Origin of the sequence: Actinoplanes siamensis (assembly GCF_016862395.1) — a bacterium.
GTDB lineage: Bacteria > Actinomycetota > Actinomycetes > Mycobacteriales > Micromonosporaceae > Actinoplanes > Actinoplanes siamensis.
This window is the reverse complement of record NZ_BOMW01000018.1, coordinates 95,311-109,314: the sequence shown is the minus strand read 5'-3', so window position 1 is coordinate 109,314 and position 14,004 is coordinate 95,311. Positions and strand designations below refer to the sequence as shown.

Annotated in this window: 13 protein-coding genes; 7 read left to right on the top strand and 6 right to left on the bottom strand. The window is 72.6% G+C overall.

Features of this window, described 5'->3' with window-relative positions:
• A partial coding sequence (locus tag Asi03nite_RS09420) for a hypothetical protein (RefSeq protein WP_203678176.1) occupies nt 1–226 on the bottom strand: 226 nt, incomplete at its 3' end.
• A gap of 185 nt (nt 227–411) precedes the next feature.
• Between Asi03nite_RS09420 and Asi03nite_RS09415 the strand changes: the two genes are divergently transcribed.
• The gene (locus Asi03nite_RS09415; RefSeq protein ID WP_203678175.1) at nt 412–786 is read left to right on the top strand and encodes a response regulator transcription factor; all 375 of its coding nucleotides are present in this window, start codon (nt 412–414) and stop codon (nt 784–786) included.
• Nucleotides 787–878: 92 nt separating this feature from the next.
• On the opposite strand, the gene Asi03nite_RS09410 is transcribed toward Asi03nite_RS09415, so the two are convergent.
• Nucleotides 879–3,053 (bottom strand): glycoside hydrolase family 3 C-terminal domain-containing protein, encoded by a 2,175-nt coding sequence (locus Asi03nite_RS09410; protein ID WP_203678174.1) that lies wholly within the window; start codon nt 3,051–3,053, stop codon nt 879–881.
• Nucleotides 3,054–3,153: 100 nt separating this feature from the next.
• Here Asi03nite_RS09410 and Asi03nite_RS09405 point away from each other — a divergent pair, with 100 nt between their 5' ends.
• Complete coding sequence (locus Asi03nite_RS09405) at nt 3,154–3,750, top strand: TetR/AcrR family transcriptional regulator (protein ID WP_203678173.1); 597 nt, start codon at nt 3,154–3,156, stop codon at nt 3,748–3,750.
• Nucleotides 3,751–3,855: 105 nt separating this feature from the next.
• On the opposite strand, the gene Asi03nite_RS09400 is transcribed toward Asi03nite_RS09405, so the two are convergent.
• Genes Asi03nite_RS09400 through Asi03nite_RS09390 form a run of 3 tightly spaced genes read right to left on the bottom strand, consistent with a single transcriptional unit; the run spans nt 3,856 to nt 5,783 of the window.
• Nucleotides 3,856–5,076, bottom strand: a complete 1,221-nt coding sequence (locus tag Asi03nite_RS09400; RefSeq protein ID WP_203678172.1) for an NYN domain-containing protein — start codon at nt 5,074–5,076, stop codon at nt 3,856–3,858.
• Between the two features lie 48 nt (nt 5,077–5,124).
• Nucleotides 5,125–5,394, bottom strand: coding sequence for a GlsB/YeaQ/YmgE family stress response membrane protein (locus Asi03nite_RS09395; RefSeq protein WP_203678171.1), 270 nt, complete (start codon nt 5,392–5,394; stop codon nt 5,125–5,127).
• 11 nt (nt 5,395–5,405) lie between these two features.
• On the bottom strand, nt 5,406–5,783 hold the full coding sequence (locus Asi03nite_RS09390) for a YccF domain-containing protein (RefSeq protein ID WP_275409350.1): 378 nt from the start codon (nt 5,781–5,783) through the stop codon (nt 5,406–5,408).
• A gap of 101 nt (nt 5,784–5,884) precedes the next feature.
• On the opposite strand from Asi03nite_RS09390, the gene Asi03nite_RS09385 reads away from it, so the two are divergent.
• Nucleotides 5,885–6,469, top strand: a complete 585-nt coding sequence (locus tag Asi03nite_RS09385) for a hypothetical protein (RefSeq protein WP_203678169.1) — start codon at nt 5,885–5,887, stop codon at nt 6,467–6,469.
• A 140-nt stretch (nt 6,470–6,609) separates the two neighbouring features.
• Here Asi03nite_RS09385 and Asi03nite_RS09380 read toward each other — a convergent pair whose 3' ends face one another.
• On the bottom strand, nt 6,610–7,878 hold the full coding sequence (locus tag Asi03nite_RS09380) for an alpha-hydroxy-acid oxidizing protein (protein ID WP_203678168.1): 1,269 nt from the start codon (nt 7,876–7,878) through the stop codon (nt 6,610–6,612).
• A 66-nt stretch (nt 7,879–7,944) separates the two neighbouring features.
• On the opposite strand from Asi03nite_RS09380, the gene Asi03nite_RS09375 reads away from it, so the two are divergent.
• From Asi03nite_RS09375 to Asi03nite_RS09360, 4 genes are all read left to right on the top strand, one after another.
• Nucleotides 7,945–9,393, top strand: a complete 1,449-nt coding sequence (locus Asi03nite_RS09375; RefSeq protein WP_203678167.1) for a DNA polymerase IV — start codon at nt 7,945–7,947, stop codon at nt 9,391–9,393.
• 164 nt (nt 9,394–9,557) lie between these two features.
• On the top strand, nt 9,558–11,300 hold the full coding sequence (gene ctaD, locus Asi03nite_RS09370; protein WP_203678166.1) for an aa3-type cytochrome oxidase subunit I: 1,743 nt from the start codon (nt 9,558–9,560) through the stop codon (nt 11,298–11,300).
• 115 nt (nt 11,301–11,415) lie between these two features.
• Entirely contained in the window at nt 11,416–12,924 is a 1,509-nt protein-coding gene (locus Asi03nite_RS09365) for a serine/threonine-protein kinase (RefSeq protein WP_203678165.1), read from the top strand.
• Between the two features lie 404 nt (nt 12,925–13,328).
• Nucleotides 13,329–13,889: a TetR/AcrR family transcriptional regulator gene (locus Asi03nite_RS09360; RefSeq protein ID WP_203678164.1), complete on the top strand. Its 561-nt coding sequence runs from the start codon at nt 13,329–13,331 to the stop codon at nt 13,887–13,889.
• Nucleotides 13,890–14,004: the final 115 nt, after the last annotated feature.

Genomic DNA, 14,004 nt, shown 5'->3' with positions numbered 1-14,004 from the left:
CGAAGGCGCGCCGGACCGCGGTGCGCGCCCACCGCATCCGGCCGAGGGCGCAGTCCGGGTGCTCGCCGAACTCCTGGGCCACCAGCGCCGCGCACTCGGACGCCCCGAGGCGGGAGACGGTAGCGGTGACGGCCTCTCTGATCAGCTCCGCGGTGGGTTCCTGGGAACGTTGTAAGTCCGAGGCGAAGAGCGCTTCGGTCAGTACGTCGTCGATCGTGGCGGGCATCGGTTCCTCCGGCTGAGTTCGGTGGCGCCGCGATGGGCTCGATGATCAGCACACCGCCGCCGGGTGGCGGGACGAGCGCACAGCGGTTGCAGCACGGTTGCACGCCACAATCCGCTAGCTCACTACAAGTGAGTTGATAAGCGGATATGGTCGTCGGAGAGTGACGCCGATCGAGGGGAGCTGCCGTGACCACGGTCCTGGTGGCCGACGACGACGCTGACATCCGTGACCTGGTGGCGTTCAAGCTGGAACAGGCCGGGCTCGAGGTGGTCACCGTCGGGGACGGCCAGGCCGCGGTGGACCAGGCCCGCGCCCTGCGGCCCACCCTCGCCGTGCTGGACGTCAGCATGCCGCTGCTCTCCGGCATCGACGTGTGCCGGATGCTGCGTGCCGACCCGGCCACCGCCGGCATGCTGATCATCATGCTCACCGCCCGGGTCCAGGAGCAGGACGTCGAGGGCGGGTTCAGCGCGGGCGCCGACGACTACGTGACCAAGCCGTTCAGCCCCCGCGAGCTGGTGTCCCGGATCCAGGCCCTGCTCACCAGGACGCGGACCTGACGACGCCCGGCGGCGCGTCCGCGCCACCGGGCGCTCGAAGAACCGGAAGCGGCTCGCGACCGTACGGTCGCGCCACTTCGCGTAGATACGTGCTAGCTGTTGGCGTCCTTGACCAGTTGATCGACGGCGGCCGGCGGGAACGGGCTGCCCGGGAACATCGCCATCCGGCTCAGCGGCAGGCTGTTCAGCATCATCAGCACGTTCGGATCGGACGCCACCGCCGACATCGTGGAGTCGCCGGCGGACGCCGCGGCCTCGGCGAACAGCGCCCCCAGCAGCTCGGCGCCGCGCGGGTCGGCGAACCACTCGCCGATGCTGGAGTCCGCGGTCAGCGGCACCCGCACCGGGTCCCCGCCGACGTGCCGGGTCACCGTGGCCCGGATGTCCCGCGACGACGCGCCGATCTCGAAGACGTAATCGCCGTCCTCGACGACCCACCGGCCGAGGCGGGTGTCCCAGTAGGCCAGATCGTCCCGCTCGACGTGCAGCACCACCTCCACCGTCGCGCCGGCCGGGATCGCCACGTTCGCGAACGCCTTCAGCTCGCGCGGGGCACGCCGCACCGCCGAACCGGGCAGGCTGACGTAGACCTGGACGACCTCGCGCCCGTCGCGCGAGCCGGTGTTGGTCACCGGCACGCGGATCTCCAGGCCCTCCCCGCCGGCCGGGCCGTAGGCGAACGTCGTGTACGACAGCCCGAACCCGAACGGGTACGACACCGGGGCCTGCCGGGCGTCGAAACCGCGGTAGCCGACGTGCAGGCCCTCGCCGTACCGCACATGCCCGTGCTCGCCGGGAAAGTCCAGGTAGGACGGGTGGTCCTGGAGGCGCACCGGGATCGTCTCGGCCAGCCGCCCGGACGGGTTGACCCGGCCGAACAGCACGTCCGCGAGCGCGCTGCCGCCGGCCTGCCCGAGCAGCCAGCCCTCCACGATCGCCGGCACCCGGGCCTCCCACGGGCTGGTCAGCAGCACCGCCCCGTTGGAGAGCACCACCACCGTGTTCGGATTGGCCTCGGACACCCGCTCGATCAGCGTCAGCTGCTCGGCCGGCAGGTCCAGCGACTCCCGGTCGGCCCCCTCGGTCTCGTGCGCGCTGCCCACGAAGACCAGCGCCACGTCGCTGGCCCTGGCCGCCTCGACCGCTTCGGCGACGTCGTCGTAGCCCGCGGCGAACGTGACAGGGGCGTCCGTCGACGCCTGGATCTGGCTCAGCGCGTCGTCCAGCCGCGTCGGCGTGATCTGGGAACTGCCGCCGCCCTGATAGCGCGGCGTCCGCGCGAACTCGCCGAGCACCGCGATCGACTGCCCCCGCTCGCGCAGCGGAAGGAGCCCGCCGTCGTTCTTCAACAGCACGATCGCCCGGCCGGCGATCTCCCGGGCCAGGGCGTGGTGCGCGGCCGCGTCATAGCCGCCGGCTTCGCGCCTCCCGGCCTTCCGGATCATCTCCCGTACCAGGTCAGCGGACTTCCGCAGCGCCGCGGCCGCCAGCGTGCCGGCCCGTACCGCGTCGACCAGCGCCCGGTCGCCGGCCGCGTCCGGGCCCGGCATGGTCAGGTCCAGCCCGGCGCGGACCGCGGCCACCCGGTCGACCACCGCGCCCCAGTCCGAGACGACCAGCCCCTCGAAGCCCCACTCGTCCCGCAGCACCTCGGTGAGCAGCCAGCGGTTCTGGCTCGCGTACACCCCGTTGACCTTGTTGTAGGCGCACATCACCGTCCACGGCTGCGCCCTGGTGACCACCCGCTGGAACGCCCGCAGATACATCTCCCGCAGGGTGCGCTCGTCCACGTCGGCGCTGATCCGCATCCGGTCGGTCTCCTGGCTGTTCACCGCGAAGTGCTTGAGTGACGCGCCGACCCCCTTGCTCTGCAGGCCCCGCACCCACTCGGTGGCCAGCACGCCGGTCAGCAGCGGGTCCTCGGAGAAGTACTCGAAGTTGCGGCCGCCGAGCGGGCTGCGCTTCAGGTTCACCCCCGGGCCGAGCAGCACGGCCACGTCCATCGCCCGGCACTCGTCGCCGAGCGCCTCGCCGAGGCGGCGCAGCAGCTCCGGGTCCCAGGTGGAGGCGCTCGCCACGGCCGGCGGGAAGCAGGTGGCCGGGATGCCGGCCAGCAGATCGCCGCTGGAGGCCTGCATGCGCACCCCGTGCGGGCCGTCGGTGACGGTGACGGCGGGGAGGTCCGCGGACTCGACGGCGGTGGTCCGCCAGAAGTCGCTGCCGCTGGTGAGGGCCGCCTGATCGGCGGTGCTGAGCTCAGGAGTCATGGATCGGCCCGCCCTTACTGAGTACCTAGTAGGTTTTAACTGATTGGTAACGTAGCCGCGGCCCGCACCGTGGGCAAGAGCCGCCGAGGGGAAGAACGCCGTGAACACCGCACCCCGCCGCCGCGACCGGACCCGGCTGCCCGCCGCCGAGCGCCGCCGCCAGATCCTCGACGCGACCACCCGGCTGATCGCCGAGCGCGGCTTCTGGGGCCTGTCGATGCAGGACGTCGCGGACGAGTGCGGGCTCACCGTGCCCGGGCTGCTGCACCACGTCGGCTCCAAGGACAACCTGCTGGTCGCGGTCCTGGAACACCGGGACGCCGAGGATCACCGGTCACTCGCCGACGAGCTGGGGCTGCCCGCCGCCGAACTGCCCGGCCGGGTGCCGCTGCCGTCGATCTGCGCCGCGCTGGTACGCCGTAACGCCGGCCAGCCGGAGATCGTGCGGCTCTTCGCGGTGCTGGAGGCCGAGTCGCTGGCCCCGGACCATCCGGCCCACGAGTACTTCCGGGCCCGTCAGGAGAGCACGATCACGTCGATGACAGCGTTGGCACGGGCCCACGGCGTACCGGAGCCGGAGATCCTGGCGCGGCGGGTGATGGCGCTGATGGACGGGCTGCAGATCCAATGGCTCCGCGATCCCGCAGGGATCGATCTCGTCGCGAGCTGGAACGCCGCGGCGACGGCTCTGTTCTAAACGAGACCCCCGCCCACCTCAGGGGGGCGACCCCGATCCCATTGTCCCAACCCGCCCAAGATCGCGCCGCCACCGTTGTGGACAACTCGCCGCTGTGCACAACCGCTAAGCGCCCAACCAGGCCCTGACCTCGGTGACCTCCTCCTCGCTCAACGCGATCGCCGCCGCCTCCGCCCGGCTGAGCACGTTGTCCGCGAACGCCGAAGCGATCTCCGCGGCCTGCGGCGGCGGCTGGCGGTAGAGCGGGGCGCCGCCGAACGCGGTGCCCCGGGTGACGAACGCGATGGCGCTGCGGCTCACGTCCACCCCCTGCGCCGCCAGCTGGTCCCGGGCCCAGCGGGTCGCCTCGGTCAGGTTGAAGTGGTGCCCGGCCGCGTAGTCGGCGAGCGCCTGATAGATCGGCTGCCACATCTCCCGGGCCAGCCGGGGCAGGCTGAGCAGCGCGGACAGCCGGTTGACCGGTTCCGGCGCGGGCACCGTGCTGAATCCCGACTCGGGCGGGTCGTGGTCTGCCGCGTTCCACAGGAAGTGATTGGAGAATTTCGCGTACGGCAGGCTCAGGCTCTCCAGCGCGCGGACGAACCCGCCGTTGCCGAACCAGTTCGTCTCGTCCACGCTCGGGCCGAGCTGGCGGCGCAGGTCGTGGGCGAGCGACGCCAGGTTCAGCGGGCCACTGGCCGCGTTGTACCGCCAGGCGACCAGATCGCGGAACTGCTCGTAGGAGACCGGCGTCTCCGGGTCGCCCGAGGTGACCGGCGCCTCGTCGCTCTCCACCGGCTCGCCTTGGACCAGCTCGAGCAGCTCCTGACTGGTGATCAGCCGGTCGGCGACCGCGGTGAACGCCTCGGCCGCGTCCGACGGGGAGACGATCGTGGTCCGCCGGTCGGCCCGGCGCAGCCGCAGCAGCAGCGGGGTCATGTCCGAGTCGCCGGAGCCGATCACGAACTCCTCGAACGTCACCGGGTCGGCGAGCGCGTCCACCGCGTCCACCACCATCCGGATGTCCGCGGCGTTCTTGGTGTGGGTCAGCCGCGGGCAGTCGATCACCTCGAAGCCGGCGTTCACGAAGAACGGCCGGAACTGCGAGTAGTAGAGCCGCTGCTGGGGCGCGTCGGTGTCCGGGTTGGGCACCCAGCCGCCGGGGTTCATGTAACAGCGCAGGATGAGCCAGCGGCGCGGGCCGTCCACGGTCAGCGACGTGGTCAGCCGGACCAACCACGCGGCCGGGTCCTTGGCGAACTGGATCGCCGCGTCCGGGTCCTGCTTGATCAGTCCGCTGAACACGTTGTCGAAGTCCAGATAGAGTGCGGCGCGTACGCGGGCCATGTCGCAGAACCTACCGTGCCCGCGCCGCCCGCACCGTGAACTGCCTGCCTAGATCCGTCGACGCCGCCCAGCGCCGGCGACCAGTGTCACGCCAACGGCGGCCAGGCCGACCTGCAGGGCCAGCTCGATCCAGTCGACGCCGTCGGTGTCGTCGACGCCGACCGCCGCCGCGACGAAGGTGCCGGCCAGGCCGGCGACGACGCCGACCAGCAGCGTCGCCCAGACCGGCAGGCGCTGTCTGCCCGGCACCACCAGGCGCCCGAGCGCGCCGATGATCAGGCCGAAGACGATGCCGGTGAAGATGCCGTTGATCTCCATGCCAGGACTCCCTAGTCGAGTTCGACGATCTCGCGGCCGAGCGGCCAGAAGGCCACCGGCGCCAGCTTGAAGTTCGCGATCCCGAACGGGATGCCGATGATCGTCACGCACTGGGCGACGCCCACGACCACGTGGTGCAGCGCGATCCACCAGCCGAACAGGACCACCCAGAGGATGTTCGCCACGCCGGAGGGCGCGCCGGCGCCCGGGCGGGACACCACGGTGCGGCCGAACGGCGCGAGCGAGTAGACCGCCAGGCGCGCCGCGGCGACGCCGAACGGGATCGTGACCACCAGGGCGAAGCAGATCAGGGCCGCCAGACCGTAGCCGAGCGCCATGAGGAAGCCGCTGCCGAAGATGAACCACAGGACGTTGAGGATGAAGCGCACAGGAACAGCATGAACCCGGGTGGCCACCCTTAGGGGTACGCCCGGGCCGTGTCGCACAACCGGGACGGCGCCCGGACGTACGGCCCTCGTTGGGTGTTGCCGTGCGACTCGCCCACGTGCTCGACATCCTGCAGGACCTGCACCTCGCCAGCGGCCACCCGGAGATCGCCGCGGTGCAGCGCTTCGGCGCCGACGCGATGCCGGGCGGGCCGTCGCCCTCGGGGCTACGGGTGCGTTACGACACCGGGTCCGAGGCGTACCTCTGGGGTGCGGTCTGGCCGGGGGAGACGGCCCTGCCGATCCCGGAGGTCCTGCCTCCGCCGTCCCGGCGCGCAGAGCGCGCGGCCGTCTTCGCCGCGCGGCTGCTGGAGGCCGCGCGTCCCGGCGCGTTCCGCGCCTGGGACCTGGTCGCGCTGCCAGACCTGGGCCCGGTGGGCGGGCGTGGCAAGGTTCCCCTGGGGTTGCGGATCAACTGCCTCGACGGTACGGCGTTGCTCCTGCGCGCCACGGCCGCCGGCGGCCCGCGTCGCGAGCCGGACACGGAGCCCCACCCCCCACTACCGTTTCCCCGCCCGACCCCCGGACACTTCCCAGCCCCTGCCGTCCACCGCCGGCCGGCGGCGAGAGGCCCTTCGAGGCCGTGCGGCGGCTCCGAGCGCCAGCCGGCGGTGGACGGCTGGGCGTGAGGGGATGGGGGTGGAACAGGTCGGCGGAGGGTGAAGGCCTCACCGCGTGGAGTGAGCGGCGGTCGTGCCCGCCGGCCGGGGATCCGGAGCACGCCCGGCGGGAACGCGGCCGCGCCGGGAGAGCAGGAGCAGCCGCCGGATCATCTGCCGGTCTCGCGCAGCCGCTCGCGGGTGATCTCCGCGATCGTCCGGGCGCCGCTCAGCGCCATGGTCAGGTCCAGTTCGGCCAGCACGTTGCGGATCACCTCGGCCACGCCGTGCGCGCCGGCCAGGGCGAACCCGTACAGGTGCGGGCGGCCCAGCAGGACCGCGTCCGCGCCGAGCGCCACAGCGGTGAAGACGTCCGCGCCGGTGCGGACGCCGCTGTCGAACAGCAGCACCGGCTCCGGCCCGACCGCCTCGCGGACGCGCACCAGCGCGTCCAGCGCGGCGATCGCGTTGTCCACCTGGCGCCCGCCGTGGTTCGAGACCACTATCGCGTCCACGCCGATCTCCAGGGCGCGGCGGGCGTCGTCCGGGTCCAGGATCCCCTTGAGCACCACCGGGAGCGCCGTCCGGCGCTTGAGCGTGGCCAGGTGCTCCCAGCTCAGGCCGGGGTTGGAGTAGATGTCCAGGAAGGTCTCCACGCTGGCCCGGGGGATCGGCGAGCGCAGGTTGGCCCAGAACCGGCCGGGGTGGTTGCGGGACATCGCCAGCAGCGTGCGGATCGCGCCCAGGGTGATCCGCGGGCGCTCCCGTGGCTGCCCGGCCCGTTCCGCGACGATCTCCTGGAACACCGGGTCGGAGGTGTACTGCGCGATGCCCAGCCCCTTGGCGAACGGCAGCGAGCCCAGGTTCAGGTCCTGCGGCCGCCAGCCCAGCACCGTGGTGTCCAGGGTCACCACCAGCGCCCCGGCGCCGATCCGCTCGGCGCGGGCGATCAGGCTGTCGACCAGCCGCTCGTCTTTGCTCCAGTAGAGCTGGAACCAGCGCGGCGTGCCGCCCATCGCGGCGGCGCACTCCTCCATCGGGTTGCAACCCTGGTTGGAGAGGATGTACGGCGTCCCGGTCGCGGCCGCCCCGGCGGCTATCGCGAGATCGCTGTCCCGGCCCATCAGCGCTCCGGCGCCGACCGGGGCGAGCAGCAGCGGGCTGGGCAGCCGGGCGCCCAGCAACTCCACCGACAGGTCGCGGTCCACCGCGCCGGCCGCCATCCGGGGCACGATGGCCCAGCGGTCGAACGCCTCCCGGTTGCGCCGCATGGTCCGGCCCTCACCGGCGCCGCCGGCCACGTAGGCCCAGGCCTCGGCGCTGCTCGCGCGTTTGGCCAGGCGTTCCAGTTCGGCGAAGTCGCAGGGCACGGCCGGGCGGCGGCCCAGCGTGCCGGCGCGGTAGACGGTCGACTGACGGGCCAGTCCGGTGTCCGGCATCTCCAGGCTCCTCTTCGTTCTCCGTGCCCGGTTCTCTTGTCGTACCCGGTGCGTAGGCTGCGGGTCGTGAGGGGGGATCCGAGCATTCTGCACGTCGACCTGGATGCGATGTTCGCCGCGGTCGAGCAGCGGGACAAGCCCTCCCTGCGGGGCAAGCCGGTCGTCGTCGGCGGAGTGGCCGGCCGCGGCGTGGTCTCCACCGCGTCGTACGAGGCGCGCGTCTTCGGCGTGCGCTCGGCGATGCCGATGGCGCAGGCCCGCCGGCTCGCCCCGTGGAACACGGCCTATCTCTCGCCCCGCTTCGCGGCCTACAAGCGCACCAGCGAGGTGGTGATGCGGCTGCTCGGCGAGGTGTCCCCGCTGGTCGAGCAGGTCAGCATCGACGAGGCGTATGTGGATCTCGCGCCGACCGGCGCCGACCCGAGCGTCACCGGCGTCACCGAACTGGCCCGCGCGCTGAAGGCGGAGATCGCCGCCGCCACCGGCGGCGTCACCGGGTCGATCGGCGCGGCCTCCTCCAAGCTGCTCGCCAAGATCGGATCGGACCTACGCAAGCCGGACGGCCTGACCGTGGTCCCGCCCGGCGAGGAGCTGGCGTTCCTGCACCCGTTGCCGGTGAGCCGGCTCGGCGGGGTCGGCCCGGCCACCGAGCAGCGGCTGCACCGGTCCGGTGTGCGCACGGTCGGCGACCTGGCCGCGGTCCCGCTGGAGCACCTGGTCGACTGGTTCGGCCAGGCGCACGGGACGGGGCTGTTCCGGCTGGCCCGCGCGCAGGACGACCGGCAGGTGGTGAGCGAGCGGGAGGCCAAGTCGGTCTCCGCGGAGGAGACGTTCGACGTCGACGTGACCGACCCGGTGCGGCTGCGGCGCGAGCTGGATCTGCTGTCGGCGCGGGTGGCCGGCCGGCTGCGGTCCGGCGGGCTCGCCGGGCGGACCGTCAACATCAAGGTGCGGCACGGCGACTTCACCACGGTGACCAGGGCGTTCACCCGGGATCACCCGACTGACGACGGCCGTCTGGTAGCGCAGCTGGCCCGCCGCCTGCTCGGCGAGGTGGACACCTCGGGCGGCATCCGGCTGCTCGGCGTGGGCGTTTCCACGCTCGCCGACTTCGCTCAGGACGACCTGTTCTTCGAGAGCCGCTCCGATCTATTCGCCGCCGTCCCGGTCGCGGCCGATCCGGACGCGTCCGCCGTCTCCGGGGAGCCGGCGGCGGCCGCGCACGTCGCCGCCGCGACGCTGCCGGATCCGGACCCCGGACCGTCCGCCGCGGGACCGTCCGCCGGGGCGTCGCCCGGCGGCGCGGACCTGGCCGGCGCCGAGCCGGTGGGGTGGCGGCCGGGGCAGGACGTGTGGCACGACGACCTGGGCGCCGGGTGGGTGCAGGGCAGCGGCCTGGGCCGGGTGACGGTGCGCTTCGAGGGTCCGCGGACCGGGAAGGGGCCGGTGCGCACCTTCGCGGTCGGGGATCCCCGCCTGCGGGCGGCGGAGCCGCCGGACTGGGTGGAGTCGTGACGGTGCCCCGGCCGTACGGGAGCGGGCCGTTGATCTGAGTTTTGCTGGTTTTTCGGATGGTGCGGCTCGGCAGGGTTGACCGAGAACGATGGATGTGGCGCGGTTGGCAACGCGATTTGGGGGGAGTACGAACAGGTTCGAGCGCTTTCCGGCAGGAGGCCCCCATGACCACCGTCGCGCCGCGACCTGTCCAGACCCGCCCGTGGCCGGTCCGCCGGCAGGTTCGCGGGTCCTGGCTGGCCCGCACTCTGCGCACCACGGACGCCAAGCAGATCGGGATCATGTATATGGCGACCGCGTTCGGGTGGTTCGTCATCGGTGGCCTGCTCGCTCTGATCATGCGAGCCGAGCTGGCCCGGCCCGGCATGCAGCTGCTCTCCCCGGAGCAGTACGACCAGCTGTTCACCATGCACGGCACGATCATGCTGCTGTTCTTCGCGACGCCCATCGTGTTCGCGTTCGCCAACTTCGTCGTTCCGATCCAGATCGGCGCGCCGGACGTCGCGTTTCCCCGGCTCAACGCGTTCGCCTACTGGCTGTACCTGTTCGGCGGCCTGATCGCGCTCGGCGGCTTCGCCACGCCCGGCGGCGCCGCCGACTTCGGCTGGACGGCGTACGTGCCGCTCAGCGACTGGGAGCACTCGCCGGGCTACGGCGGCAACATGTGGGTGGTCGGCCTGGCGATCTCGGGCGTCGGCACCATCCTCGGCGCGGTCAACATGATCACCACCATCCTGACCCTGCGCGCGCCCGGGATGACCATGTTCCGGATGCCGATCATGACGTGGAACATCCTGCTCACCAGCCTGATGGTGGTGCTGGTCTTCCCGTTCCTGGCGGCCGCGCTCTTCGCCCTCGCGGCGGACCGGGTGCTGAACGCGCACGTGTACGACCCGGCCACCGGCGGGCCGATGCTCTGGCAGCACCTGTTCTGGTTCTTCGGCCATCCCGAGGTGTACATCGTCGCGTTGCCGTTCTTCGGCATCATCACCGAGGTCATCCCGGTCTTCAGCCGCAAGCCGGTGTTCGGCTACAAGGGCCTGGTCTCGGCCACCCTGCTGATCTCCGCGCTGTCGATGAGCGTCTGGGCGCACCACATGTTCGCCACCGGTCAGGTCCTGCTGCCGTTCTTCAGCCTGCTCAGCTATCTGATCGCGGTGCCGACCGGGATGAAGTTCTTCGTCTGGATCGGCACCATGTGGCGCGGCCAGCTGTCCTTCGAGTCGCCGATGCTCTTCGCCGTCGGGTTCCTGGTGACCTTCCTGCTCGGCGGCCTGACGGGAGTGTTGCTGGCCAGCCCGCCTGTCGACTTCCACGTGCACGACAGCTACTTCGTCGTGGCGCACTTCCACTACGTGCTGTTCGGCACGATCGTGTTCGCCGTCTTCTCCGGCATCTACTTCTGGTTCCCGAAGATGTTCGGCCGCAAGCTCGACGACCGGCTGGGCAAGGTCCACTTCTGGCTGACGCTCATCGGCTTCCACACCACGTTCCTGGTGCAGCACTGGCTGGGCGCCGAGGGCATGCCCCGGCGGTACCCCGACTATCTGCCCACCGACGGCTTCACCACGCTGAACACCGTCTCGACGGTCGGCTCGTTCATCCTCGGGGCGGCGACGCTGCCGTTCCTCTACAACGTGTGGAAGTCGTACCGGGTGGGCGAGGCGGTGACCGTGGACGACCCGTGGGGCCACGGGAACTCGCTGGAGTGGGCCACGTCGAGCCCGCCGCCGCTGCGCAACTTCGACCGGATGCCGCGGGTGCGGTCGGAGCGGCCGGCGTTCGACAACAGGTTCCCGCACCTCGCGGCCGGGGCGCAGACCGAGCCCGGCCCGCCGGAGGGCGGGGCCCGGCCACTCACCGAGGAGTCGCACAGCGGGGCGACTTATCCCGAGGATGGGCATTAATAGGTATTTGCCGGTATGCCCGAATCGTGAGCGCATGCCGCGGTGGCCGTAGCCGGATGAAGGGCTGCTCCGATGACACATCGGACACTTCCTCCTTTATCCGGAAGGACGCATCATGCCGATCCCCCGCCGTGCTGTCGCCCGCCCTCTGGGGGCCGTCACAGCCGCCGCTCTCGCCCTCGCCGGACCGGCGACCCCCGCGTCAGCCGGCGGGTCAGCCTGCACCATCGGGAAGTTCACCGCCACCTCCCAGGCCGACCTCGCCAAGATCTCCGTCCTGGACCCCGGCCCGCTCGCTCCGGACCTGCCGGCGCTCGCCGACGTCCGGATCGCCCCCGCCCACGGCGACGTCACCGCCGGCCGCAGCCTCGCCACCGCCTCCTACACCCACGGCGAACTGCTCGGCCTGCCGTCGCCCGGCGCGGTCGCCACCGATCGCGCGCCCGGCTCCCCGGCCGGCGGCGTCCACGTCCCGCTCGCCGCCCTGAACGCCGGTGGACTCGCCTCCGCCACGCTCGGCAAGGCCACCGCCGAGGCGACCTGGACCGACCGGTACAGGTGCGGAAGGACCGGCCCGCTGACCCGCGCCACGACCATGGTCGAGGGGCTGAGCGTGCTCGGCGGGACCCGCACCGTCCCGGCCATCCAGGCGGTCAGCGCCACTCAGGCGGCCAGCCGGACCAGCCTGCTCCGGGTCGGCCCGACCGGCTCCACGCAGAGCGCCACCGACCTGGTCGAACTCGCGGGCGGGCGGATCGGCGTACGCTCCGGCGCCGGCATCGCCCTCGGCGGCCTGACCCTGTTCGCCGGCACCCCGCAGGAGATCTCCGCCAAGGTGGTCACACAGCCCACGCTGGAGGTCGTCGCGGGCGGCAGCCGGAAGCGCTCCACGGTCACCTACCGGCCCGCGGTCCTCGCGGTGACCTCCGCCGGCAAGGCGGTGCCCGGCCTGGACGGCGACCACACCAGCGTGTCGCTCGACCTGCTCGGCAAGATGGCGGCGGACCGGCCGGCGTCCCGGTTGTCGGTGCGCCTCTCGCTCGGCTCGCCGAACCAGGAGATCACCGATGCCGAGGTACGGGCGGACGCCGCGGCGCTGCGGGTCGAGGTCCGGACCGGGCCGGCCTGTCTGCTGGACGTGGCCCTCGGTCACCTGTCGGTGGCGGCGGCAGCGCCGGGCCGGGTCGGGGCCTCGGTCCCGCGCGACCAGGTCCCGGCGGACGCGTCCGATCCCTACGGCTCGGGCCGGGGGGCCGACTCCCCTGGCTCCGGCCTGCCGGGCGCCGACTCGCCCGGTTCCGATGCCGCGGATGCCGACTCGCCCGGCTCCGATGTTCCGGACGCCGACTCGCCCGGCTCCCCCTCTCCGGGCTCCGACTCGCGGGATACCGGCGGACCGGTGGCCGGTGAGCCGGTCGGCCTGCCGGCGCGGACGGCTCCGTCCGGGCCGGTGGCGGCCGGAGGGAACCCCGGATCCGGCGCGCCCCCGGCCGGTGGCCTCGCGCTGACCGGGGCGAACGCGGCCGCGGTCGGGCTCGGCGGGCTGGCTCTGGTGGTGGGTGGCCTGGTCACGCTGTTCCTCACCCGGCGTCGGCGGACCGGCGCCCACACCGCCCAGCGCTGATCCCGGCGCCCGCGCCGCGCCGCCCCCTGCCCACCCCGATGTCCTCGATCCTGCCTGCTCATCCTTTTGTTCCCGCTGCCCCAGGATGAGCGGCACGGATCCGCGGCGCGAAGCGTTCCGGCCCGGCGCCGGTTGCCCTCGGGACCCCGACGTGGTCGGGTCCGCGTCCACCGAGGAAGTCACTCGGTGAGCCGATCGGGTCGGCGTGCTGATCGGGGCCGGCGCGCGGGGTCCGGCCGGTGAGCGCTCCGGCGGCCGGTCACCGCCCCGGCTGGGGATTCGCTCCGGTGGCCGGCCGCCGGTATCTCCCGGACCGCCCTGTTTCCGCCACGCGGCCGGAAGACCCCCGCGAGTGTGCCGATGGGGCCGGTGAGCTCACTGGGAAACCGCCATAAGATGATCGTGTGCCGCCGCAGAACCTCCCACCCCGTGACGCGATTCGTCGCGCGGCCGGGGAGCTGTTCGTCCGCGACGGTTACGCGGCCACCACGGTCCGGGCCATCGCGGCGGCGGCCGGTTGCGATCCGGCGCTGGTGATCCGGCACTTCGGCTCCAAGGAGGGGCTGTTCCTCGCCACGGTCTCGGTCTCCGGGGACCTGAGCACGATCCTCGCCGGCCCGCTGGAGTCGATCGGCCGGGAACTGGTCCGCTACGTCCTGGAGGGCGCCGAGAGCCCGGTCGCCGGGGTGTACCGGGCGATGCTCAGCGCCTCGGACCGCCCGGAGATCAAGGAACGCCTCCGCGCCTCCATCCACGACGTCTTCGTCGGGCCGCTCGCCGAGCGCGTCGGCGGCGCCTACCCGGAACTGCGCGCCCGGCTGGCCGCCGCCCAGTTCGCCGGCCTGATCAACGCCTTCTGGCTGGTCGGCGACCCGGCCCTGGTCCGCGGCGAACGAACCGCCATCATCACCCTCTACGGCGACGCCATCCAGCGCCTGCTCACCTGCGAAGACCCCACCCACTGAATCCCGGTATCCCGAGCCGCCCGCCGCGGGCTCGTCCTGGAGTGCGTCTCAGCCGGTTGAACACACCACCGGCGCCCGGCCGCACGGCGCCGGCTGGTCCCGGAGTGTGTCTCCG

Coding starts and splice junctions, on each gene's coding strand:
- Asi03nite_RS09395 (WP_203678171.1), bottom strand. CDS start 5,394: ATGGAGATCAACGGCATCTTCACCGGCATCGTCTTCGGCCTGATCATC.
- Asi03nite_RS09400 (WP_203678172.1), bottom strand. CDS start 5,076: ATGGCCCGCGTACGCGCCGCACTCTATCTGGACTTCGACAACGTGTTC.
- Asi03nite_RS09365 (WP_203678165.1), top strand. CDS start 11,416: ATGCCGATCCCCCGCCGTGCTGTCGCCCGCCCTCTGGGGGCCGTCACA.
- Asi03nite_RS09410 (WP_203678174.1), bottom strand. CDS start 3,053: ATGACTCCTGAGCTCAGCACCGCCGATCAGGCGGCCCTCACCAGCGGC.
- Asi03nite_RS09380 (WP_203678168.1), bottom strand. CDS start 7,878: ATGCCGGACACCGGACTGGCCCGTCAGTCGACCGTCTACCGCGCCGGC.
- ctaD (WP_203678166.1), top strand. CDS start 9,558: ATGACCACCGTCGCGCCGCGACCTGTCCAGACCCGCCCGTGGCCGGTC.